The sequence below is a fragment of the Nocardia donostiensis genome (genome assembly GCF_002081715.1).
GTDB lineage: Bacteria > Actinomycetota > Actinomycetes > Mycobacteriales > Mycobacteriaceae > Nocardia > Nocardia donostiensis.
This window is the reverse complement of record NZ_MUKP01000012.1, coordinates 65,383-90,601: the sequence shown is the minus strand read 5'-3', so window position 1 is coordinate 90,601 and position 25,219 is coordinate 65,383. Positions and strand designations below refer to the sequence as shown.

At 69.1% G+C, this 25,219-nt stretch carries 17 protein-coding genes; 7 read left to right on the top strand and 10 right to left on the bottom strand.

Annotation, left to right across the window (positions count from 1 at the left end; all coding sequences use genetic code 11):
- Positions 1 to 249: 249 nt before the first annotated feature.
- The 3 genes from B0T44_RS10615 to B0T44_RS10605 all read right to left on the bottom strand — a co-directional run bounded on the left by B0T44_RS10615 (position 250) and on the right by B0T44_RS10605 (position 3,965).
- Complete coding sequence (locus B0T44_RS10615) at positions 250 to 1,728, bottom strand: zinc-dependent metalloprotease (RefSeq protein WP_081511907.1); 1,479 nt, start codon at positions 1,726 to 1,728, stop codon at positions 250 to 252.
- A gap of 206 nt (positions 1,729 to 1,934) precedes the next feature.
- Positions 1,935 to 2,852 (bottom strand): NAD(+) diphosphatase, encoded by a 918-nt coding sequence (nudC, locus tag B0T44_RS10610; protein ID WP_077117182.1) that lies wholly within the window; start codon positions 2,850 to 2,852, stop codon positions 1,935 to 1,937.
- A gap of 39 nt (positions 2,853 to 2,891) precedes the next feature.
- A complete protein-coding gene (locus B0T44_RS10605) occupies positions 2,892 to 3,965 on the bottom strand; it encodes a potassium channel family protein (RefSeq protein ID WP_175648028.1) in 1,074 nt (357 codons plus the stop codon).
- Between the two features lie 169 nt (positions 3,966 to 4,134).
- On the opposite strand from B0T44_RS10605, the gene B0T44_RS10600 reads away from it, so the two are divergent.
- On the top strand, positions 4,135 to 4,548 hold the full coding sequence (locus B0T44_RS10600) for a DoxX family protein (RefSeq protein ID WP_077117180.1): 414 nt from the start codon (positions 4,135 to 4,137) through the stop codon (positions 4,546 to 4,548).
- Here B0T44_RS10600 and B0T44_RS10595 read toward each other — a convergent pair.
- Both B0T44_RS10595 and B0T44_RS10590 read right to left on the bottom strand, forming a co-directional pair.
- The gene (locus tag B0T44_RS10595) at positions 4,505 to 7,885 is read right to left on the bottom strand and encodes an ATP-dependent helicase (RefSeq protein ID WP_077117178.1); all 3,381 of its coding nucleotides are present in this window, start codon (positions 7,883 to 7,885) and stop codon (positions 4,505 to 4,507) included. The genes B0T44_RS10600 and B0T44_RS10595 overlap by 44 nt on opposite strands.
- Entirely contained in the window at positions 7,882 to 12,426 is a 4,545-nt protein-coding gene (locus B0T44_RS10590) for a PD-(D/E)XK nuclease family protein (protein WP_438269022.1), read from the bottom strand. The genes B0T44_RS10595 and B0T44_RS10590 overlap by 4 nt, the downstream gene beginning before the upstream one ends.
- Before the next feature lie 181 nt (positions 12,427 to 12,607).
- On the opposite strand from B0T44_RS10590, the gene B0T44_RS10585 reads away from it, so the two are divergent.
- The 6 genes from B0T44_RS10585 to B0T44_RS10560 all read left to right on the top strand — a co-directional run bounded on the left by B0T44_RS10585 (position 12,608) and on the right by B0T44_RS10560 (position 18,170).
- Entirely contained in the window at positions 12,608 to 13,384 is a 777-nt protein-coding gene (locus B0T44_RS10585; RefSeq protein WP_077117400.1) for an alpha/beta fold hydrolase, read from the top strand.
- Between the two features lie 6 nt (positions 13,385 to 13,390).
- A complete protein-coding gene (locus tag B0T44_RS10580; protein ID WP_077117176.1) occupies positions 13,391 to 13,702 on the top strand; it encodes an MGMT family protein in 312 nt (103 codons plus the stop codon).
- 47 nt (positions 13,703 to 13,749) lie between these two features.
- The gene (locus tag B0T44_RS10575) at positions 13,750 to 14,526 is read left to right on the top strand and encodes a VOC family protein (RefSeq protein ID WP_077117174.1); all 777 of its coding nucleotides are present in this window, start codon (positions 13,750 to 13,752) and stop codon (positions 14,524 to 14,526) included.
- Between the two features lie 39 nt (positions 14,527 to 14,565).
- Positions 14,566 to 16,317, top strand: a complete 1,752-nt coding sequence (locus tag B0T44_RS10570; RefSeq protein WP_077117172.1) for an NTP transferase domain-containing protein — start codon at positions 14,566 to 14,568, stop codon at positions 16,315 to 16,317.
- A 58-nt stretch (positions 16,318 to 16,375) separates the two neighbouring features.
- Positions 16,376 to 17,128 (top strand): nucleotidyltransferase domain-containing protein, encoded by a 753-nt coding sequence (locus tag B0T44_RS10565; RefSeq protein ID WP_077117171.1) that lies wholly within the window; start codon positions 16,376 to 16,378, stop codon positions 17,126 to 17,128.
- A 190-nt stretch (positions 17,129 to 17,318) separates the two neighbouring features.
- Positions 17,319 to 18,170 (top strand): glycosyltransferase family 2 protein, encoded by an 852-nt coding sequence (locus B0T44_RS10560; RefSeq protein WP_077117398.1) that lies wholly within the window; start codon positions 17,319 to 17,321, stop codon positions 18,168 to 18,170.
- A gap of 472 nt (positions 18,171 to 18,642) precedes the next feature.
- On the opposite strand, the gene B0T44_RS10555 is transcribed toward B0T44_RS10560, so the two are convergent.
- From B0T44_RS10555 to B0T44_RS10535, 5 genes are all read right to left on the bottom strand, one after another.
- Complete coding sequence (locus B0T44_RS10555; protein WP_077117168.1) at positions 18,643 to 19,440, bottom strand: sirohydrochlorin chelatase; 798 nt, start codon at positions 19,438 to 19,440, stop codon at positions 18,643 to 18,645.
- A complete protein-coding gene (locus tag B0T44_RS10550; RefSeq protein WP_077117166.1) occupies positions 19,440 to 20,648 on the bottom strand; it encodes a uroporphyrinogen-III synthase in 1,209 nt (402 codons plus the stop codon). Before B0T44_RS10550 ends, B0T44_RS10555 begins: the two co-directional genes overlap by 1 nt.
- The gene (gene nirD, locus B0T44_RS10545) at positions 20,645 to 21,052 is read right to left on the bottom strand and encodes a nitrite reductase small subunit NirD (protein ID WP_077117164.1); all 408 of its coding nucleotides are present in this window, start codon (positions 21,050 to 21,052) and stop codon (positions 20,645 to 20,647) included. The genes B0T44_RS10550 and nirD overlap by 4 nt, the downstream gene beginning before the upstream one ends.
- 63 nt (positions 21,053 to 21,115) lie before the next feature.
- Positions 21,116 to 23,677 carry a nitrite reductase large subunit NirB gene (gene nirB / locus B0T44_RS10540; protein ID WP_077117162.1) on the bottom strand — a complete coding sequence of 854 codons (2,562 nt, stop codon included), beginning with the start codon at positions 23,675 to 23,677 and terminating at the stop codon, positions 21,116 to 21,118.
- Positions 23,674 to 25,101 (bottom strand): MFS transporter, encoded by a 1,428-nt coding sequence (locus B0T44_RS10535; protein ID WP_077117396.1) that lies wholly within the window; start codon positions 25,099 to 25,101, stop codon positions 23,674 to 23,676. The genes nirB and B0T44_RS10535 overlap by 4 nt, the downstream gene beginning before the upstream one ends.
- Positions 25,102 to 25,219: the final 118 nt, after the last annotated feature.

The window sequence follows — 25,219 nt, the reverse complement described above, 5'->3', positions numbered from 1 at the left end:
GGACCCCGGCACGTCGGCGTGCTCGGCAATCCCGATAACACTCCCTGCAGGGACGCGACCACGAGACCGGTGCGTGCGGCGGCGTTACCGTCGCCTTCTCCCGGCTACCTGCTACTTCGCTAGCGGCGGGGCCGGTTCTCCCGTGGGTGCGGCGAGCGGCAGGTCCCGTAGGTTGACACCGGTCCCGGTTGCGGCGCGAAACCGTTCGCGGTCGAACACGACCGGGAACGGTGGCGGCAGAACGGTCGCCTACTCGGATTCGGGGCTACCGGGATCCTTGTCGCCCCGAGGCTTGTCCTCGGAACGAGTTTCACCGGCGCCCTTCTCGTCGGTGCGGCCGGTTTCCGCCTGGCCCGTGCCGGTTTCGCGGCGCGCCCGCTGATCACGTTCTTTGGCCTCGGTTTCGGCCAACTGCGCCAACGGATCGTGGAATGTATCCGCACCGCCGCCGATCACCGAATCGATGAAACCGGAGGGCGAATCCAGAGCACCGGAATCGGGCAGCAGATCCGGGTGCGCCCACACCCCGTCCCTGGCTTCCAGGCCCGCGTCGTCGGTGAGCCGCCGCCACAGGGCCGCCGCCTCACGCAGTTTCCGTGGCCGTAGTTCGAGGCCGACCAAGGTGGCGAAGGTGTGTTCGGCGGGGCCGCCGGTGGCGCGGCGGCGCCGCAGCGTTTCGGCGAGCGCGCCCGCACCGGGCAGCCGGTCGCCCACCGCGTCGGCGACGACCACCTGCACCCAGCCCTCGATCAGCGCGAGCAAGGTTTCCAGCCGCTCCAGGGCCTGCTTCTGCTCCGGCGTGGTCTGCGGTTCGAAGGTGCCCTGGGACAGGATCTCCTCTAGCTTCGACGGATCCGTCAGCGACATCGGGTCGATGTTCTGCGCGGCTTCTTCCAGCGCCGAAAAATCCATCTTGATACCGCGCGCATAGTCGGCGACCGCGCCAAGCACCTGCTGCCGCAGCCAGGGGACGTGCGCGAACAGCCGCTGGTGCGCCGCTTCGCGGGCTGCGAGGAACACCATGATCTCGCTCTCCGGCTGCTCCAGACCGGAGCTGAACTCCGAGACGGCGGCAGGCAACAGTGCCGCGGTGCCCACCGGCCCCAGCGGCAGCCCGATATCAGTGGAGGTGAGCACCTCCTTGGCCAGCTGGCCGAGCGCCTGGCCCAGCTGGGAGCCGAAGGCCAGGCCGCCCATTTGGCCGAGCATGCCCATCATCGGGCCTGCCAGTTCCCTGGCTTCCTCGGGCAGGTTCGCCGTCCACATCCCGGAGATCTGTTCGGCCACCGGATCGCACAGCCGCTGCCAGGTGGGCAGGGTTTCCTCGATCCAGTCGTTGGCCGTCCAGGCCACCGTCTTGTGCGCCCCAGCGGGCAGGGTGGTGGCCCCGTCGAGCCACAGTTCGGCCAGCCGGGTGGAGTCCTCGACCGCCTGCGCCGCGCCCTGCGTCACCGAATCACCGCCCGCACCGAGCTGCTGGCGGGCCAGCCGTTTGGCGACCTCGTAGTTGACCGGGCCGGACTGTCCGGGGCCCTGCTGGGACATTCCCTGCCCCATACCGCTGAGCATCTGCCCCAGCGAGGTGAGCATCTGCCCGAGCTGGGCCGGATCGAAACCGGCCCCGCCCGCGCCGAAGCCGAAGGGGTCGTTACCGCGGCCGCCTGGGCCCTCGCCGCGCCCGCGATCGTCGTCGTCACGGTTGGAGAAGCCGAACGGGAAGTCGCTCATCAGCTCCTCACCCGCCTGTTGTTCGCCTCGTAGCTGCCCACCATCGCGGGGGACGAGCGGTGTCCGTGGGGGGCGTGTTCCCTGCTCGGGACCGCCGCCGCTGCGTGAAGCTGCATGAAACCCATAGTAGGCGCGGGAAACGGCCCCGAGTTCGGCCCGCCGCACGCTTCGCGCTCAGTGAACACGCGACGGCGGGCCGATCGAGGTCAGCCGACGCCCGCCCACGACTCCACCATGGTGCGAGCGATGGAGATCGAACCGGGTAGCAACAGCCGCGGCGCCCCGTCCTGCCCGGGCAGCGGTTTCGTCGACCAGTCGCCCGCGGCCAGCGCCTCCCGCACCTGCGCCCGAGTGAACCAGTGCGCTTCGGCGATCTCGCCGTCGGAGAACGACAGCGGCAGGCGCGGATCGGCGACCGCGCAGAACCCCAGCATCAGCGAGCGCGGGAACGGCCAAGGCTGGCTGCCCAGATAACGGATATCGCTCACGTCGAGGCCGACCTCCTCGCGCATTTCCCGCTGCACGCACTGTTCCAGCGATTCGCCCGCTTCCACGAAACCGGCCAGCAGCGAAAACAGTGTTTCCGGCCAGGAGGGCTGGCGGGCCAGCAGCACCTGGTCGCCGCCGTCGTGGATGAGGCAGATCACTGCCGGATCGATACGCGGGAATTCCTCGTGCCCGCCCTCGCTGGTACGCATCCAACCGCCTTTCGCCGCGGTGGTCGCTGTCCCGTCGAAGGCGTTGTATGCGGCCTTGTCGTGCCAGTTGAGCAGGGCGAGCGCCGTCGAGAGCAGCCCGGCGGTGACATCGTCGACGGTGTCTGCGAGCACCCGCAGGTCGAACAGGGAACCGGTGAGCTCATGGTCCCGCACTGCCCACAGGTGGGTTCCTTCGGCGAGGCCGAGGAACACCGCGTCCGGGTGGGGTTCGGCGGACAGCTCGACCGCCGCGTCCAGCAGCAGCGCGCCGGATTCGAACTTCACTTGCCCGCGCCGGTTGATGCGCAGCAATTTGGCCGAGGGCCAGCCCTCTTTCAATGCCTGCGGATCGGTGCGCACCTCCTCGGCCCGGTCGAGGGTCGAACGAGACAACAAAGGAATCGTGGTGAGCTGAAAATCCGACACGAACCGAGACTATCGCGCCTCGAACACGGCGCGACGGGCTCAGCGGCTGCGGCGGATGAACAGCAGTTTGTCGCCGGATTCCAGGGCGTCGACCTCCGGTTCACCCACCCGGATCAGCTCGCCGGCGCGCACCACGCCGAGCACGATATCGCTGAGATGCCGCGGCGAACCGCCGACCTCGGCGGGCACGACCTCGCGTTCGGCGACCGCGAACCCCTGCTCTGGGGTGAGCAGGTCCTCCATCATCTCCACTACGGTCGGGGTGGTGGTGGCGATACCGAGCAGCCGACCCGCGGTCTCGGAGGACACGACAACCGAATCCGCCCCGGACTGGCGCAGCAGATGGGTGTTCTCCGACTCCCGGATCGCAGCCACGATCGTGGCGCTCTTGGTGAGTTCCCGCGCGCTGAGAGTGACCAGCACCGCTGTGTCGTCACGGTTGGCGGCGACCACTACCGACGCGGCGTTCTGCACCCCGGCCAGGCGCAGCACATCCGATTGGGTGGCCGAACCGTGCACGGTGACCAGCCCCGCAGTCGCGGCCGCTTCCAAGGCGACCGTGTCGGTGTCCACCACCACGATCTCGGATGGCTGGACCCCGTCGCCGAGCATCGCGTCGATCGCTGTCCGGCCCTTCGTGCCATAGCCGACGACAACGGTGTGATTACGCACGGTGTGCCTCCAACGCTGAATCTTGAACGCCTGCCGAGACCGTTCGGTGAGCACACTGAGTGTGGTGCCGACGAGCACGATCAGGAACAGCACCCGCAACGGGGTGATGACGATGATGTTCACCAGCCGCGCCTGCGGGGTGATCGGTGAGATATCGCCGTATCCGGTGGTCGACAGCGATACCGTCGCGTAGTACATGGAGTCGAGAAACGACAGGGCGTTGCCGCTGCTGTCCTGGTATCCGTCGCGGCCGATGTACACGACTAGGGCGGCGGCGAACAGCAGTGCGATCGCGAACAACACCCGGCGGGTGAGCGAAGTCCACGGACTGTTCTGCGCTTCCGGGATCTTCAGCACGCCGACCAGGGCGAAAACGGGCCGCTCGGTCATCCGCCCGATGCTGCGGGCGCGACCACCCAGGTCACCGAGCTTCGGGCTCATCGGCGTCGCCTTCCGCGCGGCCGGCCTGCGACATCGTCGGGCGCGGGCACTACATCTGCCTCCGACACAGCAGGGGAGCCTACCCGCTCTCCCAGTTCCCTATCGGCCGGATACATCCGGCCTCGGTGGCAAGGGCGAGGATGCCTGCGTGGGTGCTTAGGGTGAGCACATGTCAGACCATGCGTCCAGCGACACCCACGACCCCAGCCGCGCACCGGCACTGCGACTCGCGGCGATGCTGTTCGTAACAGGTGGACTGCATTTCCTGGTGCCCAGACCATTCGATTCGATCGTTCCGCCACGGCTGCCCGGACGCGCGCGCACCTACACCTACCTGTCCGGGGTCGCCGAGATAGGAGTGGCCGCCACCGTGGCCGCTCCGCGCACCCGCCGCATCGGCGGCAAGCTCGCAGCACTGCTGTTCCTGGCGGTGTTCCCGGCCAATATCCAGTTCGCGGCGGATTCCCTCGGGAACCCGAAGGCGGCGAAGGCGGTCAAGATCGTGTCGGTACTGCGGCTGCCACTGCAGATCCCGCTGATCAGGCATGCGTTGTCGGTGAGCCGTCGGGCGCCGCGTTCCTGATCAGTTCGGCCAATTCCGCCGGACCGGGCAGCTCGGCGGGGGCAACGGTGCGGTTGCCGCGCACGTAATGGAATGCGGCACCGACCCGTTGCAGCATCTGCTGTTCGGTGGCGCCGGTGCGTGCCGCCATCAACCGCGCCCACGCCAACCGGTAGACCGCCAGCTGTATCGCCACCGCCGGTTCCTCGGCTGGGCCGGGCTCGGCTCCGGTTTTCCAATCCACCACGATCCAGCGTCCGCCGGGTTCGGCGAAAACCGCATCCATCCGGCCGCGAACGACGGTACCCGCGATCGTGGTTTCGAACGGCACCTCCACCTCGATGGGGCTGCGCCCGGCCCACGGTGAGGACAGGAACGCGTTCTGCATTCTGGCCAGCTCGGCGTCGGCGTTCGACACCGCACCGGCAGTATCGGCGGCGCCGGGCAGTTCATCGAGCCCGGGCAGGCGGTCGGTCGAGAACCAGCGCTGCACCCAGGCATGGAATGCGGTGCCCCGGCGGGCCAGCGGGTTCGGCGGGTATGGCAGCGGGCGGCGCAGCCGGGCGGCGAGTTTCGCCGGGTCGGCGCGTAATTCGACCAGCGCGGTCGCGGGAAGACTGCCGGGCAGTTCCACCTCTTCGGCGGTCGCCCGGGTGGCCAGATATTCGGCGAGCAGCGCGTCCACGTCGGCGGCCCAGCCGTCGGGATCATCAGGGTCGACCGAGGTATCGCCGTCTGGTTGTTCGGCGAGCTCGGTCATGGCGGCACGCACCAGGGCGGCGCCCTGCTCGATAGGACCGCGACGGACACCGAGCGGGTCGCGTGGCCAGTACGCGGCGGGCGGGTTACCTGCGAACGGATTGGTCACTTCCGCCTCGGGTGGTTCGGCCCAGTGCGCGATCTCCACGCCTGCGCCGGGCACAGCGGCTGCCCGGTGCAATTCGAGCAGGAAATCCGATGGCCCCTTCGGTGAGTTCCCGGTCTCCGCCCAGTGGTGGGCCGAAACCAACAGCACCCGTTCTGTTCTGGTGAGCGCAACATAGAACAATCTGCGGTCCTCGTCGAGCCGCCGCCGTTCCAAGGCCGCCTTGTGCTCGGAGATACAGCGTTCCAGATCGGCTCGGTCATAGACCTGGGACAGGTCGAGCACCGGGACACCGTCGGCCACGTCGCCTTCGGCACAGTCGCCGCGCAGGGCGGTCGGTAGCTCGGCCAGCGCACCCAACCAGGTGCCGGTATTGCGGCCGGACGGGAAAACACCACGCACCACATGCGGCACCGCCACCACCTCCCATTCCAGGCCCTTCGCCGCATGCACGGTGAGCACCTGCACCCGGTCTTCGGCGACATCGACCTCTCCGGGTTCCAGCCCGTTCTCCACCGATTCTGCGGCGGCGAGGAAAGCGAGCAGCCCGCCGAGGGAAGCGCCGGTGTCGGCGGCGTAACCCGCGACCACCTCGGCGAAGGCGTCGAGATGTTCGCGGCCCGCACCCGTGCCGGACATGGCGCGGCGAGCCTGGGTCTCCACCCCTACCCCGATGGTTCGTTCGATATCGGCGACCAGTTCGGTGAGCGGCTGACCGCTGCGTTCACGCAATGCCGCCAGTTCCCGACCGAGCGCCACAATGCGCTGGTAACCGGCCTCGGAATAGTGTTCCGACGGGCCAGGGTCGGCGATGGCGTCGGCCAGCCCGGCCTGTTCGGCCGGTTCGGGTGCGACCTCGCGCAGTGCGGCGGCGAGCGTGGCGCCGTCGCGGATATCGCCTGCCGCGCCTGCCTCCCGACCGATCGAGAGTTCCCTGGCGCGCCGGGCCAAAGCGGCCAGATCGGCGACACCGAGCCGCCAGCGGGCGCCGGTGAGCACCCGCACCGCGGCACTGCCCGCGGCGGGTTCGGCGACCAACCGTAAGGTCGCCACGATATCGGCGACTTCCGGGGTGGCCAGCAGCCCGCCGAGACCGACGATCTCGACGGGCAGGCCCTGCTCGCGCAGCGCTTCGGCCAGGGCGGGCGCGTCGGCGTTGCGGCGGACCAGTACCGCGGAGGTGGGCGGTGGCCGGCCCGCGGCGTGCCGGGCCGACCATTCCGCGGCGATGCGCTGCGCTATCCATTCCCGTTCGCCTGCGACGGTTTCGGTGAGCGCCAATGCCACGACGCCGGGTTCGGCACCCGGTTTGGCGCGCAACGCATCCACGGTGACCCCGCCGCCGTCGCTGGCTTTGCGCCGCAGTGGTTCGGCGACCATATTCGCCAGCGCCAGCGCTTCGGGTGGGTTACGCCAGCTGGTCAGCAGCGGCAGCGTCGGCGCGGGAACGCCGGGGGCGCTGGGGAAATCGGTCGCGAAACGGGGCAGGTTGGCCGCCGAGGCGCCACGCCAGCCATAGATCGACTGCATCGGGTCACCGACCGCGGTGACCGCCAACCGCTGTTCCCGGCGCGCGGGCCCGCTCCCGCCGAACAACCCGGCGAGCAGGATACGTTGCGCATGGCCGGTGTCCTGGTATTCGTCCAGCAGCACCAGCCGGAAACGGGCGCGTTCGGCGGCGGCCACCTCCGGATGTTCGGCGGCGAGCCGAGCGGCCAGCGACATCTGCGCGCCGAAGTCCAGGGCGCCGCGGCGGCGTAACGCTTCCGACAGGCGCTGCACCAGCGGTAGCAGTTCGACCCGTTCGCGTTGCACGCGCAGAATCTTGCGCAGGTCCGCGCTCGGACCGCCGCGCTGGCGCGGGCCCGGCGGCAAGGTGTGCACCAGTTTGTCCAGTTCGGTGTTGGCCTGCGTGAGCTGCTCCGGCTCCACCAGATGCTCGGCGAGCTGACCGGACAGCGCGAGCACCGCCTCGGTCACCGCCACCGGGCTGCGGTCGATGTCCAGGTCGCCGTCCCAGGCGCGCACCACCTGATGCGCCAGCTGCCACAGCTGCGTTTCGGTGAGCAGCATCGCCGACGGTTCCACAGGAAGCAGCAGCCCGTGCTCGGACAGCAGCCGGCCCGCATAGGAGTGGTAGGTACTGATCTCCGGTTCCGCTCCCGCCAGCGACGCATGCAGCTCACCGGACGGGTCGAGGTCGCGCAACAGCGGCGCACCCGCCAATCGGGCCAGCCGGGTGCGGATACGTGTGGTCAACTGCTGGGCGGCCTTGCGGGTGAAGGTGAGACCGAGCACTTCCTCCGGCGACACCAACCGGTTGGCCACCATCCACACCACGCGGGCGGCCATCGTCTCGGTTTTCCCCGCGCCCGCGCCCGCCACCACCAGCGTCGGCCCGGGCGGTGCGGCGATCACCGCGGCCTGTTCGTCGGTTGGCGGCGGTAGGCCGAGCGCCTCGGCCAGCTGCCAGGGTGTCACCGGGGCGTTCATTCGTCGGTCACCTGACGACCGGTGTCCTGCACCGGGCAACTGCCGGCTACGGTGCAATGCCTGCAGCCGTCGTTACGCATCGCCAGGAAGCTCGGGCCCTGCGTCGCGGCGGCCGCGGCGTGGATGGCGTCGCGCCATTTCCGCACCCCTGCCTCGTCCAACGGTGGTTGCTTCACTTGCTTCGCGACACCCTTGGCAGTTGCATTGGCGACGTATACCAGTCGGGCACCGCCGGGTTCGCGCAACCGATCCGGCTGCCTCCCCTCTGGTTCCGGTTCCAGCGCACCATGAGCAGCAGCGACCTGGTATGTCGCCAACTGGGCATGTTCAAGGGCGGCCTGTTGGGTGAGCTGCGTCGTACCGGTTTTCACATCCACGATGACGAATCGTCCGGCGGCGTCGCGTTCCACCCGGTCGACGCGGCCGCGGATACGCACCGGTCGTTCGGTGTCGTCGCGGGCGGGCAGCACACAGTCGACCGGGACCTCGATCCCGGCCTGGGTGAGTTCGCCGCGGGTGTTGTCCACCCAGGCCATGAAGTTGTCCAGCATGGCTTCGACGCGACGGCGCTCTTGCCGGGAATACCAGCCGGTGCCGGGATCGACGGCCTGCCAGGCATGATCGAGCGCGGCGCGCACCTGAGCAGGCGGCACCTTCCCTGCCAGCGCCTGTACCAGCGTGTGCACCAGGTTTCCCTTGACTGCGTGCGGATTGCCGCCGTCGCTACCGCCGTTGCGTTCCAGCGCCCAGCGCAGCGGGCAGGTCTGCAGCAGCTCCACTGTGGACGGCGACAGCGCGACCGGGCCGTCGTCGTCGGTCCACAGCGGCTGCCCAGAACTGAGTTCGGCGGTGCCGTACCACTCTTCGGGCCGGGTGCCGGGAACTCCGGCCACGGCCAGCCTGGCCAATTGGTGCGCGGCCCGCCGCCGCCGTTCGGCGTCGGCCTCCGGATTGCAGACCACGCCGCGTAATTCGGCGACCAGCGCATGCATCATCAAGGCGCGTCCCGGTTCGGCGATCGGCAGCGCACCGGGCGCGCCGTCGTCGTCGTGGCCGAGCAGTTCAGCAAGGAACCGCGACGGAACGAGATCACGATCCCCTGTCACCGTCTCCACCGCGGTGACCAGCAGCGAACGCCGGGCCCGGCTGCAGGCGACGAGCAGCAGCTTGCGTTCGGCGGCCAGAATCGGCGCTGCGCGGCTGACCCGCTCCCCCGCGATACCCGCGGCCAGATCCACCAGTTCCTCGGTGTGCAGCAGCGTTCCGTGTGGACGCGGATCGGGCCAGATACCTTCCTGCACGCCGGCGACCGCGACCACCTCCCACTCCCGTCCGGCGGCGGCGTGTGCGCTCAGCAGTTCCACCGCATCCGTCTGCCGGGACGCGGCTGCGCGGTCGTTCGGAATCTCCAGATGGGTGAGATATTCGACGAAGCCTTCGATGCCTGCGCCAGGCAACCGGTCCACATAGGCCGCGGCCGCATCGAACAGCGCGACCGCAGCGTCCAGGTCACGGTCGGCCTGCATCCCCGCCGCACCGCCACGTTCGGATTGCGCGGCCCAGCGCCGCTCCAGCCGCGACCCGGTCCACAACGCCCACAGCACATCCTCTAGCCCGCCGCCGCGCCGCCGCACCCGGCGTCCCCGCTCCAGCGCATCCAGCACCCGCCGCAGCGGCGCGCTCTCCACCTCGGTCAGGCCAGCCAGGATGCGCTGGTCTCCCGCGCCGATCAGTAAGGCGCGCAGCACTTCTGCCGACGGTTGGTCCAACAGTTCGGTACCGGCGGCGGCGTGGGTTTCTCCCGTCCCGTCGAGATGATGACGTGGCTCCACGTATTCACCCGACCGAGGGTCAGGCCGTGAAAACCCGCGATCAACGCTGTCCAGCTCGGTTTTCGGCGGGGCAGCTGTCCGATGGGCGTTGTCGGCAGGCGACTGCCCTCGCGACCCGATGGTGGACGCTGGGTCACCCAGGGTTGTTTCGGGCGTAGCGCGGGTGCGGTCCGTCTGCCTGGGTTCGGCGCGAACGGGCGCTTGCGTAGCCGGACCAGTGGGGTCAGTTCCCTGCCCGGCATTCGCGGCAGGATCATCGATCGAGGGTTCGTCCCATTCGTCGTCGGGGCGGTCGGGCGGAAGACCGTCCCAAGGGTCGTAGTCGGCGCGCCAGTCCGGCTCGATACCGTACCAGTCGGCGTCGTCGGCGATTCGGACCAGATCTTCGGCCGTCCAGTCGGGTTCGGTGTCGTATCCGGCGGGATCAGGCAGCGGGGGCTCGTCCTCCGGCGGTTCCGGAGCAACCACGTCATCGAACAGGCTCCCCTCGTCACCGGTACTGCCCGCCGTCGCATCCCACCGGCCCCCGCCCGCGCCCGCCGACGCCGGAATCAAGTCCAGGCCGAACGCCCCGCTCTCACCTGCCGCCGCTGCGCGCAGCCGGTCCACGCCCGGCACGCCCCCGTTATCGTTGGGACGGTCGTGCGCCGGTTTGCCATCCCACCGCGGGTCGTCGCCGATCCCTGGCTCCTCCGGCCCCTGTGCCTCGGACTCGCTCGCCCGGCCGTCGCCTTCGGTCGGCCGATCATCGTTGGTACGCGCCAGTTCCACGGCGGTCCGGCGGATACCCCGCCGCAGACGTCGCAGGCTGATCTGGTCGGCCGAGCCGAGCGGGCCTGCGAGCAGATCGAGTGCATCGTCGATGCCGAACAGTGCCTCGGTGTCTTTGCCGCGGCGGATCGCCTCACCCGCCAGAATCGCGCGCAGCGACAACAACATCCAGGATGCGCCGCGGCGGCGGGCCAGCGGGGTGTCGATGGCGGGCTGGCGGACCGGTACCCCGGCAGCGAGTAATGCCCGGCGCAGCGGCGGCAACAGCAACGGCACCGAGCGCACGACAACGGCCATCTCGGACCACGGCACCCCTTGGGTGAGGTGGGCGCGGCGCAGATGATCGGCGACCAGCGCTGCTTCCTTGGCCGGGGAGCCCAGTACCCGGACTCGGACATCGGCCGGGTGCTCGACCGGAGCGCAATCCCTGTTACCGCCGGGACCGGCAACGGCCCGGTGCGGCTTCGGACCGGGCCCTCGGCGCGGCGCAGGATCGCCGCCATCCTCGGCGTGCGTGCCCGGACCGCCGTCGGTACGGGCGGGCGTGCGAGGGAGAGCGAAGTCCTCGCCCGCCGCGACTCGACCCCGCTGGCCACGGCGGTTGTCCGCATCACCGGTGCGCTCGGCGCCTGCGTCACGATCGCGTGGATGGTCCTCGCCGGTGTGCTCCGCGCGGACGTCTGCCACGGTGAGCCGGTGCGGGGCCGCGCCGGGCAGTCCGGCCGCCACCCGGGCGGCGGCTACACGGATCGCGGGGCCGCTGCGGTGGTTGTCGCGCAGGACGATCCGCTGGTGGCGGGGTACGTCGAGGTTGGTAAGGAAGCGGGGATCGGCGCCGCGGAAGGTGAAAACACCCTGGTCAGGATCGCCTGCCACGACTGTTGTGCCCGCACCGGCGGCCAGCACGCGGACGAGGACGGCGGCCTGCGGGTCCAGGTGCTGGGCGTCGTCGACGAGCAGGTAGCGGATACGGGCTCGTTCGGTTGCGAGCAGGTCGATATCGGCGGCCAGTACATCCAGCGCCGCACCGACCAGTTCGGCCGCGTTCAATGCGGGCGCCGACGCTTCCGGCGCCTCCACTCCCACCGACCAGCGCAGCAGCATCGCCTGCTCGTACCGGGCCGCGAACCGGCCCGCCGCCACCCATTCCGGTGTGTCCCGCTCCCGGCCGAGCCGGACGAGGTCCTCCGGACCGAAGCCACGTTCGGTGGCGCGCAGCATCAGATCGCGCAACTGGTCGGCGAAACCGGTCGTCCCGAGCGCCTGATGCAGCCGCTCCGGCCACAAACCGGTCGCCCCTTCGGCGATATCGATGAGGTCGCCGCGCAGCATCTCGCGCAACACCGCATCCTGCTCGGCCCCGGTCAGCAGACGCGGCGGCGGGTTGCCGTGCGCGGCGGCGTGGCGGCGCAGCACCGCGAACGCGTACGAATGCACAGTTCGTACCAGCGGCTCACGGGTTGCGCCCGGTACCCCTGCTGCAGGCCATCCCGGTCCGGCGTCCGCTGCCGCCGCACCGGCCGCACCCGTCGGACCCGCCGGTGCATCCGGCAACGCGGACAGATCGAACAGCGCCGCATCCGGCCCTGCGGCATTGTCGCCTGCCCGGGCGCTGCCACCCGCCTGCCGCGACCGCCCACTATGCGGCCCTTGCCCCGCAGCGCAGGCAGACGCCCCATCCATCTCCTCGCCGAGGGCGAACGAGTAACCGGCCCGCCCGGAACTCAGCCGCTCGGTAATGGCGTCACGCACCGCCCCGGCTGCCTGCTTGGAATGCGTGAGCAGCAACACCGTCTCCGGGTCGGCTCCCTCGGCGATACGGGTGGCAGCCAGATCGATCAACAGAGACGTTTTGCCGGTACCCGGCCCCCCGAGCACCTGCCATAACCCTGGCCCCGGACGAGGCCCGACCAACCGGTCGGAGGTGGTGGCGAACAGCGCGCGAACGTCGGCTCCCCAGACCCGGGTCCGGGGAGCCGACGTGTTCCGGCGCACCAGTCGCACCAGGTTATCGGATCGCACCACGCCGGCTATTGCAACAGACACCGCCGACAGCCCCGCGCGCCCGGCCGGGCAGCCCCTCCGGCCGCGGTCTGGTATCGCCGCCACAATAGTGTTCATGCCTGTGCTTCACGTTCATCGTTTCGGTCCGGCGACCGGCCCGGTCGTCTTGGCGCTGCACGGCCTGACCGGGCACGGGAAACGCTGGCAGGCGCTGGCCACCGAGCATCTGCCCGGTGTCCGGGTCATCGCACCCGACCTGCGCGGGCACGGGCGCTCGACCCCGCTTCCGCCGTGGAACTTCGAAACCATCGTCGCGGATCTGGCGCAGCTGCTGGCCGGGGAAACCGACGAACCGGTGGTGCTGCTGGGGCATTCCTTCGGCGGTGCCTGCGCCCTGCATCTGGCCCGCACCCACCCGGAGCTGGTGCGCAGGCTCGTCCTGCTCGATCCGGCGATCGCGCTGGAACCGCGGCTACTGCACGAGATCGCGATGTCGAGCCTGGCCTCGCAGGACTACGAGAGCGTGGCGCAGGCGCGGGCCGACAAACTGGAGACCGGCTGGAGCGATGTGGAGCCGCGGCTGCTCGACGCCGAACTCGACGAACATCTCAAGCCCACCGCGGGCGGCCGGGTCGGCTGGCGGATGAGCTTGCCCGCCGTCACCTCCTACTGGGGACAGTTGGCGCGCGAGTTCGTGCTGCCATCCGCCGATCTGCCGACGGTGCTGGTGCAGGCGATGAAAGTGGATCCGCCGTTCGTCACCCCGGAATTCCGGGCCGCGCTCACCGAACATCTGGGCGCACGGCTCACCGTCCACGAATGGGACTGCCAGCATATGGTCGCCCAGGCCTGCGCCGCCGACACCGCGGCGCTGGTGCGCGAGGTGCTCTGAACCGCCATGGTGACCAGCGACGCGCAGATCGAACAGGTACGTGACCTGGTGGCGGCGATCCCGCCGGGCAAAGTCGTCACCTACGGCGATATCGCCGCGGCCGTCGGGCTGTCCACCCCGCGCACCGTCGGCTGGATCATGCGCACCGACTCGGGTGATCTGCCCTGGCACCGGGTGATCGGGGCGGGCGGTAAACCGGCCGCGCATCTGGCTGAACGACAGTTGCGGCTGCTGGCAGCGGAAGGGACACCGATACGCGACGGGCGTGTCGATCTGCGCGCGGCGCGCTGGCTGTTGCCGGTCGATCCGGACCGGTAACCGCTTGTCGTGTCCGTTTCGCGAGGATCGGCGGTTACCGTGGAGGTATGTCGACTCGGCTCGCGTATGTCGTGTTCGATGCGGCCCGCCCCCGGTCCGTCGCCCATTTCTGGGCCCAACTGCTCGGCTGGTCGGTGACCCTCGACCGGCCCGATGAAGCCGATGTGTCTGCTCCCGGACCCGCAGGCGTCACCCCGGCGCTGATCTTCCTGCCCACCACACAGGTCAAGCACGGTAAGAATCGGATCCATCTGGACGTGGCGAGCCGGTCACTGGACCATCAGCAGTTTCTCGCCGATCGCGCCTGCACTCTCGGAGCCAACCCCGTCGATATCGGTCAGGGCTCGGTGCCGTGGCTGGTGCTGGCCGATCCGGAGGGCAACGAGTTCTGTGTGCTGGAACCGCGTGAGGAGTACGTCGACACCGGGTCGCTGGCGGCCATCGTCGTCGACACCTGTGATCCGGCGCGGCTGGCCGCGTTCTGGTCGGCCGCTTCCGGTTGGCCGGTGCTGCGCAACGAGCGACGGGTGACCGGATTGCGTGCGCCGACCGGGCTCGGCGTGTGGCTGGAGTTCGTGTACACCCCGGAACCGAAATGCGGCCGCAACCGGCTACGCCTCGACCTCGTCCCCGCACTGCCCTGCGATCCGCATGCCGAGATGGCGCGGCTGCACGCCGCGGGCGCCACCTCGATCGAACCGATCGGCGATCCGACGGCACAGGCGCTGGCCGATCCGGAAACCAATGAATTCTGCCTGCTCGCCCCGACGATCGACGGTGCCAGAGCAGTAACACCGGCCGGCCGGAGTGGCGCACCGAATTAGCATGTCAGGTATGCCGAACCCAGCGCTAGGCCGCGACCGGTGACCGCCGTCGACGCGATCGTGCTCGCCGGCGGTCGCGCCAGCCGGATGGGTGGGGTCGACAAACCCGCGATCGTGATCGGCGGCCGGTCGATGCTGGACGCCGCGCTCACGGCCGCCGCGTCGTGCGGGCGAACCGTCGTCGTCGGACCGCACCGGCCGGAACTCGATCCCGCCGTTGTACAGGTGCGCGAAGTGCCGCCGGGTTCCGGACCGGTCGCCGCGATCGGGGCCGGGTTGGCCGCGCTCGGCCACGATCCCGCACCGCGGGTTGTGGTACTCGCCGCAGATGTGCCGTTCCTGACCGAATGGTCGGTGGTCGATCTGCTGCGCCGCGCGCACGAATCGGGTGCGGACGCGGTTTTCGCGGCTGACGAGTCAGGGCGTCCGCAGTACCTGATCGGCGTCTGGCGGCGCAGCGCGCTCGCCGCACGGCTGCAGCGCCTGGACTCGTTGATCAACCAGCCGATGAAGGCGCTGGTACCCGACGAGACGGTGATCGTGCCGCTGCCGGGTATCGCCGACTGTGATACCGCCGAAGAGGTACGGGCCGCTCGAGCCGCCGCCGAACGTGACCGCCCACCTGTCCCGCTCGACGAGGCGCGCGAGATCCTGCGCACCCGGCTGACCCGGCTCACCGCATACACCACCGAGTTGCGGGAGGTGCGCGGCGCGGCACTGGCCGCCCCCATCGTCGCGGCCGACGCGCTCCCGCGTTTCGATGTTTCCGCGATGGACGGCTACGCGGTGGCGGGTGAGGGACCGTGGCGGCTGCGCGCCGATATCGGATTCGCAGGCGGGCAACGCCCGGTCGGCCTGCTACCCGGTGAGGCCGTGCAGATCGCCACCGGGGCGCACGTGCCCGACGGCACCGCCTTCGTACTGCGCGACGAATTCGCCGTTACCAGCGAGGATCAACGGCTACACCGACGTCCGGGCACACCTGAGCGTTCGGATATCCGGCGGCGCGGTGAGGACCGCGCGCCGGGTGACCCGGTCGCGCCCGCCGGTACACCGGTGACCGCGGCGCTGGTCTCCGCTGCTGCCGCCGTAGAGGTCACCGAGGCGCCGGTGCGCGGCCCGGTCCGGGCGCGGATCGTAATGACCGGCGACGAAATCCGCAGCGAGGGACCGCTACAGACCGGCCAGACCAGGGACTCGATCGGGCCGATCCTGCCGGACCTGCTGACTGCCTGCGGTATCCGGCCCATCGGCCGGGTGCATCTGCGCGACACTCCACACGGTTTCGACGAGGTGCTCGCCTCCGTCTCGGACCCTGGTGATTGCGATCTGCTGGTCATCGTCGGTGCCACCGGCTCCGGTGCAGCCGACCAGCTGCGCGCCGCACTGCACCGCGCCGAAGCCCACATCCTGGTGCACCGGCTGCGCCTGCGTCCCGGCGGATCCACGGTTGTCGCCGAACTCCCCTCCACCGCCACCGTACTGGGTCTTCCCGGTAACCCTTTCGCTGCTGTTGCCACTCTGCTCGCGCTGGCACCCGCGCTAGTCGAAGGCCGCACCGCAGCCCAGCCCGCCCGTCCTGTCGTCGGCCCGCTGCACAATGCGGGTGAGATAGCGGCCTCGGTTCCGCGCATAGTTCCGGCCCGCCACGAACCCGGCGGCGGCTGGACCGGCGACCCTGCCGTCCGCACCGCCCATCTTGGTGGGCTCCTCGACCGGGACGGGCTGGTCATCGTCCCCGCAGGGGCAGTGGACGCAACGAAGGTGGAGTTCCTCCCGGTGCCGAGATGAGATCCGCCCGGAGTCAGCCGCTGGCCGGAACCGCCGCTGGACACTAGCATCGCCGCCCATGAGTGACGACGAGTTCCTCGCGTATCTGACCGGCACCTTGGCCGCGTTGCCCGGCGTCACCGCGGTCACTCTGGGCGGTTCGCGTGCACAAGGCACCGACCGACCCGACAGCGACTGGGATCTGGCGCTCTACTATCGCGGCGATTTCGATCCGCAGACGGTGCGTGATATCGGCTGGACGGGCGAGGTGTCGGAGATCGGCGGCTGGGGCAGCGGGCTGTTCAACGGTGGGGCCTGGCTGCGGGTGGACGGCAGGCAAGTAGATCTGCACTACCGTGATCTGGCCGCTGTCGAGCACGAGCTCACCCGCTGTGCGGTAGGTGAATTCCACGTCGAGCCACTGATGTTCCATCTGGCCGGTCTGCCCAGCTACTTCGTCGCCGGTGAACTCGCCATCCACCGGGTGCTGTCCGGGGACCTGCCAAGGCCCGGCTATCCTGCCGCGCTGCGCACTTCGGCCCCGCCCAGATGGCGGGCGCAAGCCGAGCTGAATCTGCGCTACGCCGAACACAATTATGCCCCGCACGGCCGGCTCACCCACTGCGCCGGGCTCATGGCGGTCGCCGCGGTCCAGTACGCTCATGCGGTTCTCGCCGCACGCGGCGAATGGACGACGAACGAGAAAACTCTCCTCGACCGCGCCGGATTGCGCTGGACCGACCAGCTTATCGAATCCATGACCAATAATCCGGCCGACCTGACCCGCGCCGTCGCCGAACTCCGGGACCGGGCCGCAGTTACGGGAAGCTGAGCGGCTCAGCGCGCACAACAGTTCGTGCCGCCGGTCCCGCTGGGATTTCCTGCCTTCGAGCGTCACGGCGGTCTACCCTTTCGTACGTCGGGGACCACATCACCGCACCGTGTCCTGCACATAACGGCGAAGTAATGGCGCAGGACGTTTTCGGTTCAGCCGAACCCGCAGCAACAGAACGGATATGCCGATGTCGAATCCGGAATCCACTACCACGCTGTCCGTCATCGTGCCAGCTCTCAACGAAGCCGAGGTGATCGTCGCTGCCCTGCGTCGATTGGTCGCGCAGACAGCGATCGACGAGGTGATCGTCGTCGACAACGGCAGTGATGACGGCACCCCGGAAATCGTCGGCGAATTCGCCGCCCACCATCCGGCTGTCGCATTGATCCACGAACCGGTTCGCGGCATCCCACACGCCCGCAACGCCGGATTCGACAAAGCGAGAGGGGAATTCATCGCACGCACCGACGCCGATACTCTCGTCGCACCCGACTGGGGCGCGACGATCCGCGAGTATTTCACCACCCACCCCGACACCGCCGCCCTGACCGGCCTGTGCACATACCATGATTCGCCCGTCGGTTTCTTCCTGAAATTCGGCCAGTCGTTACTGGTCCGCTTCGGCAAACTGGGTGGCCAGGTGGGCAATATGTACGGGCCGAATATGGCGATCCGGCGCGATGCATGGCTGCAGGTTCGTGACGACACCCAGGCGCGCGCCGATGTAGCCGAGGACCTGGACCTCGCGCTGTGTCTGACCAAACGCGGACTTCGTATCGACCAGCTGACAACGATGCGCGCCGAAACCTCCTCCCGGCGCCGCCGCACCACCCCGCGCCGCTGCTGGCAGTTCCACCGGATCGGCCTACGGACGCTGACCGACCACGGGTTTCAGGTCCACCCCATCCATGTAGCGATGATCGTCGCAGCCTGGGCAACGCACACCGTGCAGTGGCCGATCTACCGTTTCTGGGATTTCGACCACCGCCGATTCAGCCTCCGTCCGGGGGTCGCCCGCATGTCCGCAATCGGCGACTGAACGGCACGGCACGGGACCACCTCGCCAGGGGTGGTCCGACCATCGACAAGGCGGTGGCGTCCTGCGACTGCACGGAGGAGGAAGAACCGTGAGCGAGCCGATCACCTACGACGTTCACGCCAGCCGCGTGGGACGGTGGTGGGAAATCACCATCCCTGATGTGTACGGAACGGACCCGTGCGGACAAGCACGGCATCTGACAGATGTCGGTTACGAGGCACGGACGATCATCGCCGCGAAGCTCGATGTCCCACTGTCCAGGGTGGAGTCGCGCCTGATCGTCGATGACTTCCGGGATACGCACGATGTCGATCGGCGAGTACGACATATCGCGGAACTCCGGGCGACCATCGAACGCCTGTCCGACGAGCTCAGCGTCGAACAGCGCTCGCTCGTCAAAGAATTGAGGCGCGAGAAGGTGCCCGACGTCGATGTTGCGGCTCTGCTGAACGTGGCACGGCAGGCGAGTCGGTCAGCTGGCCGAGTAGGAGCGCGAGACCACGAGTTCCCGGCACGCGGTGCGGTACCGGCCGGCGATGAGCCGTACCACCGCTGGATGTACGCCGATGGGGTCGGCGACGGCGGTGGCGCCCGCCTCGTGCAGTCGCTGCTGGAACAGGCCGTGGGCGAGCAGATACGAGGCCACGAATACGCGGGGCTCGCCTGAGGCGCGCACGGCGCGCACCACGTCGGGTACGCGCGGCGCGCCGGTAGCGATATACCCCGGGTGTACGGGGGTCCCGAGGTGTTCGGCGAGCATGGCGGTGGCGCGGCGGACATCCCGGCGGGCACGTGGATCCGAGGAGCCTGCGGCGGCGAATACCACGGCGTCGCCGGGCTGCCAGCCGGCCGCGCGCAGGCGCATCGCCATAACGCAGATCAGCGCCGGGTCCGGCCCCATTGCGGGCGTCACCACCGCTCCCGAATGGCCGCTGTCGGCCACCTCGCGCGGAACGTCCTGGTAGACGTGGTAGCCGGAGGCCAGAAACGCCGGAACCACGATCGCGGGCTCGGGGTGCGCGGACAGGTCTTTCAACACCTCGGACGGTGACGGGCCGAGTACGTCGACGAACGCCGTACGCACGGGCGGCGTCGCGCGGTGCACAGTGCACGTCGGGGCACCAACCGGTTTCGCGCCGCTGATACCGGCGGCCCGGGCTGCCCCAGAGGTGAGCTCCCGAGATACGGCCTCCGCCAGCGCGGCAATCATCTCCACACCTTCAGCACTCCTGGTGCCGTGCGCGACCAGCACCAGCGCCGGGGCGCTCATCAGCTCACCACCGTCCGCACCAGAAGCAGTGACGCGGAATCGGACACCGGGGATGGGGCTTTGCCGTCGGCGCATTCGGCAGAGTCGAGTGCCAGCCGATAACCACGTTTGACCACCGTCTGAATGGCTTTAGGGGCGCCGAGACCTGCGCGCAGCCGTGCGATAGCGGTTTCCACAGCGTGGGTGTCCTCACCGCCGCCCGGCAGTGCCGCCAGCAGGTCTTCGCGGGAGACGACCCGGCCGGGATGGCGGGCAAGCGAACGCATCAGCGCCATCGGAGCAGGCGCGAGCTGCCGCACCCTGCCGTCGACGACGACACACGCGCCGCGCACGCTGATGGCGTGCCCGGCGGCCTGGATGCGGCCGGCGCGGCGGGGCAGTTCCTCGGCGACGTGGCGGGCCAGCGCACCGAGGCGCGCGCGTCCGGGTTGCGAGGTGGGCACGCCGAGCTCTTCCAGCGGGGCCGCGGTGATCGGGCCGACACAGGCGGCCAGCACCCGGCTGCGCAGCGCCTGCAATACCCCTTCCAGCAGGCCGGTATCGTCGGCGCGCATCAGCATCGATGCGACAGCGGGCGCGCTGGTGAAGGTGACGCAGTCCAGCCCACCGGTGATGATCGCCTCGATCAGCTGATCCATCGGTCCCTGGTCCGGCGGCGGCGTCCAGCGGTACACCGGCACCGGGACCACATCGGCGCCCGCGCAGCGCAGCACCTCGCAGAAATCGGGGACCGGCTCCCATTCGGTGGTGGCGCCGTGCAGCTGTACCGCGATCCGCACCCCTGCCACACCTTCGGCGAGCAGCTGGTCGAGCACCTCTGCCGACGACTCCGAGGCGGGCGACCATTCCTCACGGAGTTCCGCAGCGCGGATGGCGCCTTTGGCTTTGGGACCGCGGGCCAGCACCCGGGTGGATGCCACCGTGTCGCGCAACTGTTCGGCCAGGCCCCAACCCTCGGCGGCCTCCATCCAGCCGCGGAACCCGATCCCGGTGGTGGCAACGGTGATCTGCGGCGGATCGGCGATCAATTGCCGCGTCACTCGCTCCAATTCGGCGTCGTCGGCCAATGGAATGATCCGGATCGCGGGGGCGGCAACGATACTCGCGCCGCGGCGGGTGAGCAGAGTGCTGAACTCCTCGGCCCGCCGGGCGGCGGTGACGCCGACCGTGAAACCGGCCAGTGAATTACCGGAATCGATTGTGGTCATACCGCACCGCCGTTCATGTCCAGGGTTGGGCCGATCGGCGCGTCGGACACCGAGACGACCCCGTTGTCCACGCGCACCGCATATACCGGCAGGGCGGCGGTCCCGTCGTCCAGGCAGCGCCCGTCGATCAGCGAAAAAGCCTGTTTGAGCAGCGGTGACACCACTACCGGCACCCCACCGCGGTCACCGACGATGCCGCGCGACATCACCGCTGCACGTCCGATCGGATCGATATTGCCCACGGCATAGACGATCCCGCCGGGCAACAGGAACAGCGCGGCCTGCCGACCGCCTTTCAGCAACACCGCAACGCCGCGGCCTGGGATCAGGTAGTCGAGCCGGCACGCCTGGGTCCAGCGAGTGCTGGTGTCCGGGGCGAGGCCGGGGGTATCGATCACGGTCATCGGTGTCTCCTCCACATGCTTCGTTCCTTGGTACCGATGTCCTGTTTCCGGTCGGTTAAGCCGCTATTTCCCGCGCGTAGCAGTCGCGGCGGCGGGCATCACTTCGGGGATACCGAGCAGCACCGGTACCTTGCGTTCGCCGGAGTCGTCGAACGAGATGGTGGGGTCGGCCTCGTCCGGAGCATTGACGAAGGACACGAAACGCGACAGCTTCTCCTCGTCTTCCAGCACGGCCGCCCATTCGTCGCGGTATCCGGCGATATGTTCGGCCATCGCGGCTTCCAGCTCCTCGGCGATGCCGAGGCTGTCCTGGCAGATCACCTGCCGCACATAGTCGATGCCGCCGGCCAGGCTTTCCTGCCACGGTGCGGTGCGCTGCAGGCGGTCGGCGGTGCGGATGTAGAACATCAGGTAGCGGTCGATGTAGGTGATCAGTGTCTGGTCGTCGAGGTCGCTCGCCAGCAGTACCGCGTGTGTGGGGGTGAGGCCGCCGTTGCCGCCGACATAGAGATTCCAGCCGTTTTCGGTGGCGATGACGCCGACGTCCTTGCCTCTGGCTTCGGCGCATTCGCGGGCGCAACCAGAAACGGCCAGTTTGAGCTTGTGCGGGGAACGCAGACCGCGGTAACGCTTCTCCAGCAGCACGGCCATGCCGACCGAATCCTGCTGGCCATAGCGGCACCAGGTGGAGCCGACGCAGCTTTTGACGGTGCGCAGCGATTTTCCGTAGGCGTGGCCGGATTCCATACCCGCGTCGACCAGCCGCTGCCAGATCCGTGGCAGTTGTTCCACCCGCGCCCCGAACAGGTCGATGCGCTGGCCGCCGGTGACTTTGACGTAGAGGCCGAATTCCTTGGCCACCTCGCCGATGGTGATGAGTTGTTCGGCGGTGACCTCGCCGCCGGGCATCCGCGGCACCACCGAGTAGGTGCCGTTCTTCTGCAGGTTGGCCAAGAAGTGGTCGTTGGTGTCCTGGAGGGCGGCTTGTTCGCCGTCGAGAATATGTTCGCTCGAGGTGGAGGCGAGGATGGAGGCGATGGTCGGTTTGCAGATATCGCAGCCGGAGCCCGTGCCGTACTTGCTGATCAGACCGGAGAAGGTGCGGATACCCGTCACCTGCACGATCTGGAACAGCTCCGCGCGCGACTGGGTGAAGTGCTCGCACAGCGCCTTCGACATTGCCACACCGGACTGCTCGAGCAGCTTTTTGATCACCGGTACACAGCCGCCGCAGGAGGTGCCCGCACCGGTGCAGCTCTTGATGCCCGGGATATCGCAGGCGCCCTCGGTGATCGCCCCGCAGATGGCGCCTTTGCTGACGTTGTTGCAGGAGCAGATCTGTGCATCGAGGGGTAGCGCGTCGGCGCCGAGTTCAGCTCCGGTCGGGCTGATCAGCGACGCCGGCTCGGCGGGCAGCGGTCGGCCGACCAGCGGGCGCAGCGCCGAGTAGGCCGTGGCATCGCCGACCAGGATGCCGCCGAGCAAGATCTGTGCGTCATCGGAAACGACGAGTTTGGCGTAGGTGCCTTTGGCGGCGTCGTGCAGGACCACCGACAGCGCGCCCTCGGTGCTGCCGTGCGCATCACCGAAGCTGGCCACATCGACGCCGAGCAGTTTCAGTTTCGTCGACATATCGGCGCCCGGAAATTCACCAGCCCCGCCGAGCAGCCGGTCGGCGACGATCTCGGCCGTGGTGTAGCCGGGCGCGACCAGTCCGTAGCAGACACCCTCGATAGCGGCGCATTCGCCGATCGCGTAAATATCCGGATCGGAGGTGAGCAGGCCGAGGTCGGTGAGCACACCGCCGCGCGGGCCGATATCCAGACCGGCCGCGCGGGCGATCCGGTCACGGGGCCGGACACCGGCGGAGAACACCACCAGCGCCGCGTCGATGCTGCTGTCGTCGGACAGATTGACCCGCAGCGTGCTGGGGCCGTCGGCGGCGGCGACCTGGTCGATGGAGGCGGTGGCGACCCCGGTGTGCACCTGCAGGCCGATATCGGTGACCAGCTTCTGCAGGATCGCGCCGCCGCCCTCGTCGACTTGGGCGGGCATCAGCCGGTCGTTGTATTCGACGACGTGCGGGGTCAGCCCGAGCAGCCGTAGCGCGTTGGCGGCTTCCAAGCCGAGCAGGCCGCCGCCGATCACCACACCGTGCGCGCCAGATCCGGCCGCAGCCGCGGCGGAGCGGATACCATCCAGGTCGTCGATGGTGCGGTAGACGAAGCATCCTGGGTGCTCGCTGCCGGGCACCGGCGGCACGAACGGATAGGAGCCGGTGGCCAGCACCAGCGCGTCGTAGCCGATGGTCTCCCCGGTGCAGGTGGTGACGGTGCGGGCGGCACGATCGACGGTTTCGGCACGCTGGCCGAGCCGCAGTTCCACCAGCTCGTCGCCCGGGTATTCGTTCCCGGGCAGGGCGAGCGCGGCAGCGTCCCATGCGCCGATGTAGGAGGACAGCCCGACCCGGTCGTAGGCGGCCCGCTTCTCTTCGCTGAGCACGACGACCCGCCATCGGCCTGTCTCGTCGCGGGAGCGCAGCGCCTCGACGAACCGGTGGCCGACCATACCGTGGCCCGCGACGACCACGGTGCTGTGCTGGGTGGATTCGACTGGCGAGTTCATGAGTTGTCCTCCGTGGTGGTTTCGGAATCGGTGCTCCGCGGGCTCGGCCGCCGCAGGAACACCGACCAGGTGACCAGCGCGCAGACCACATAGCAGCCGGTGAACACCCAGAACGCGGTGGTGGCCGATTGGGTGGACGCATAGGAGGAGCGCAGCATCAGGTTGATCCCGACGCCGCCGAGCGCGCCGAGCGCGCCGACGAATCCGATCAGGGCACCGGAGGTGTGTTGCGCCCACGCGGCCCGCTCGGTCTCGTTCGCGTCGAGGCCGCGGGATTTGGCGGCGAATACCGCCGGGATGATCTTGGTGACCGAGCCGTTGCCGATACCGGACAGGATGAACAGCGCGACGAAACCGAGCACCAGCACCGCCATCGCCATCCCCGACGGCCCGCCCGCGCCGTCCCCTGCGGTGGACGCGGCCGCGACCACGACCGCGGCCACCGTCATCGCCCCGAACGCCACGATGGTGACTGTGCTGCCACCGATACGGTCGGCCAGGGTGCCGCCGTAGGGGCGGGCCAACGAACCGAGCAGCGGGCCGATGAACGCGAGCTGCGCGGCGTGCAGGGTGGCCTCGACGGCGGTGTCGCCGCCTGCGACGAAACCGAGCTGCAGCACCTGCCCGAAAGCGAAGCTGTAGCCGATGAACGAACCGAAGGTGCCGATGTAGAGGAAGGCCACCGCCCACGACTGGGGTACCTGCAACGCGGTCACCAGGTACGACAGGTCGGCGCGCTGATCGGGCAGATTGTCCATGAACAGCGCGGCACCGACGCAGGCCGCGGCGATCAGCACCAGATATACGGCGCAGACGACCGAGGCGTACTCGTTGCCGAGGGTGGCGATGACCAGCAGGCCGATCAGCTGGATGACCGGCACCCCGATGTTGCCGCCGCCCGCGTTGATCCCCAGCGCCCAGCCTTTGCGCCGCTGCGGGTAGAAGGCGTTGATATTGGCCATCGAGGAAGCGAAGTTGCCACCGCCGAGACCGGCGAACGCAGCCACGATCAGGAAGGTGGTGTAGGAGGTGCCGGGCTGGTTGACGAAATACAACGTCAGCAGCGTCGGCACCAGCAGCACACCCGCGCTGAACACCGTCCAGTTACGGCCGCCGAAGCGGGCGGCGGCAACGGTGTACGGGATGCGGAGTACGGCACCGACCAGGGTCGGCACGGCGACGAGGAAGAATTTGCCCGCCGCGTCGATGCCGAAGGTTTCGGTGGGCATGAACAGCACCATCACCGACCAGATCGACCAGACCGAGAACCCCACGTGCTCGGCGAACACCGACCAGATCAGGTTCCGGGTGGCGATGTCCTTGCCGCCCGCCTCCCAGGCGGCGACATCCTCGGCATCCCAGTTCTCCAGCTGCTCGCGCGTGGCTGACCTGCGGCGTAGCGCAGGGCGGCGATAAGTCGTCAGCGTGCTCAACGGGCCTCCCGAGTTCCGGTTGGCCCCACCGTAGGAAACGGGTATTGCCGCAATGCTGCGCTGAATGACCAGCACATCAACGGTTGCTCACCCGGGAGAGGTCGCGCGG

Bases quoted from the DNA above. Each gene is read 5' to 3' on its own strand.
- B0T44_RS10555 (WP_077117168.1), bottom strand. From the start codon at position 19,440: ATGAGCGCCCCGGCGCTGGTGCTGGTCGCGCACGGCACCAGGAGTGCT.
- B0T44_RS10600 (WP_077117180.1), top strand. From the start codon at position 4,135: ATGTCAGACCATGCGTCCAGCGACACCCACGACCCCAGCCGCGCACCG.
- B0T44_RS10615 (WP_081511907.1), bottom strand. From the start codon at position 1,728: ATGAGCGACTTCCCGTTCGGCTTCTCCAACCGTGACGACGACGATCGC.
- B0T44_RS10565 (WP_077117171.1), top strand. From the start codon at position 16,376: ATGAGTGACGACGAGTTCCTCGCGTATCTGACCGGCACCTTGGCCGCG.
- B0T44_RS10595 (WP_077117178.1), bottom strand. From the start codon at position 7,885: ATGAACGCCCCGGTGACACCCTGGCAGCTGGCCGAGGCGCTCGGCCTA.
- nirB (WP_077117162.1), bottom strand. From the start codon at position 23,677: ATGAACTCGCCAGTCGAATCCACCCAGCACAGCACCGTGGTCGTCGCG.
- B0T44_RS10580 (WP_077117176.1), top strand. From the start codon at position 13,391: ATGGTGACCAGCGACGCGCAGATCGAACAGGTACGTGACCTGGTGGCG.
- B0T44_RS10585 (WP_077117400.1), top strand. From the start codon at position 12,608: ATGCCTGTGCTTCACGTTCATCGTTTCGGTCCGGCGACCGGCCCGGTC.
- B0T44_RS10550 (WP_077117166.1), bottom strand. From the start codon at position 20,648: ATGACCACAATCGATTCCGGTAATTCACTGGCCGGTTTCACGGTCGGC.
- B0T44_RS10575 (WP_077117174.1), top strand. From the start codon at position 13,750: ATGTCGACTCGGCTCGCGTATGTCGTGTTCGATGCGGCCCGCCCCCGG.
- B0T44_RS10560 (WP_077117398.1), top strand. From the start codon at position 17,319: ATGTCGAATCCGGAATCCACTACCACGCTGTCCGTCATCGTGCCAGCT.
- nirD (WP_077117164.1), bottom strand. From the start codon at position 21,052: ATGACCGTGATCGATACCCCCGGCCTCGCCCCGGACACCAGCACTCGC.
- B0T44_RS10605 (WP_175648028.1), bottom strand. From the start codon at position 3,965: ATGAGCCCGAAGCTCGGTGACCTGGGTGGTCGCGCCCGCAGCATCGGG.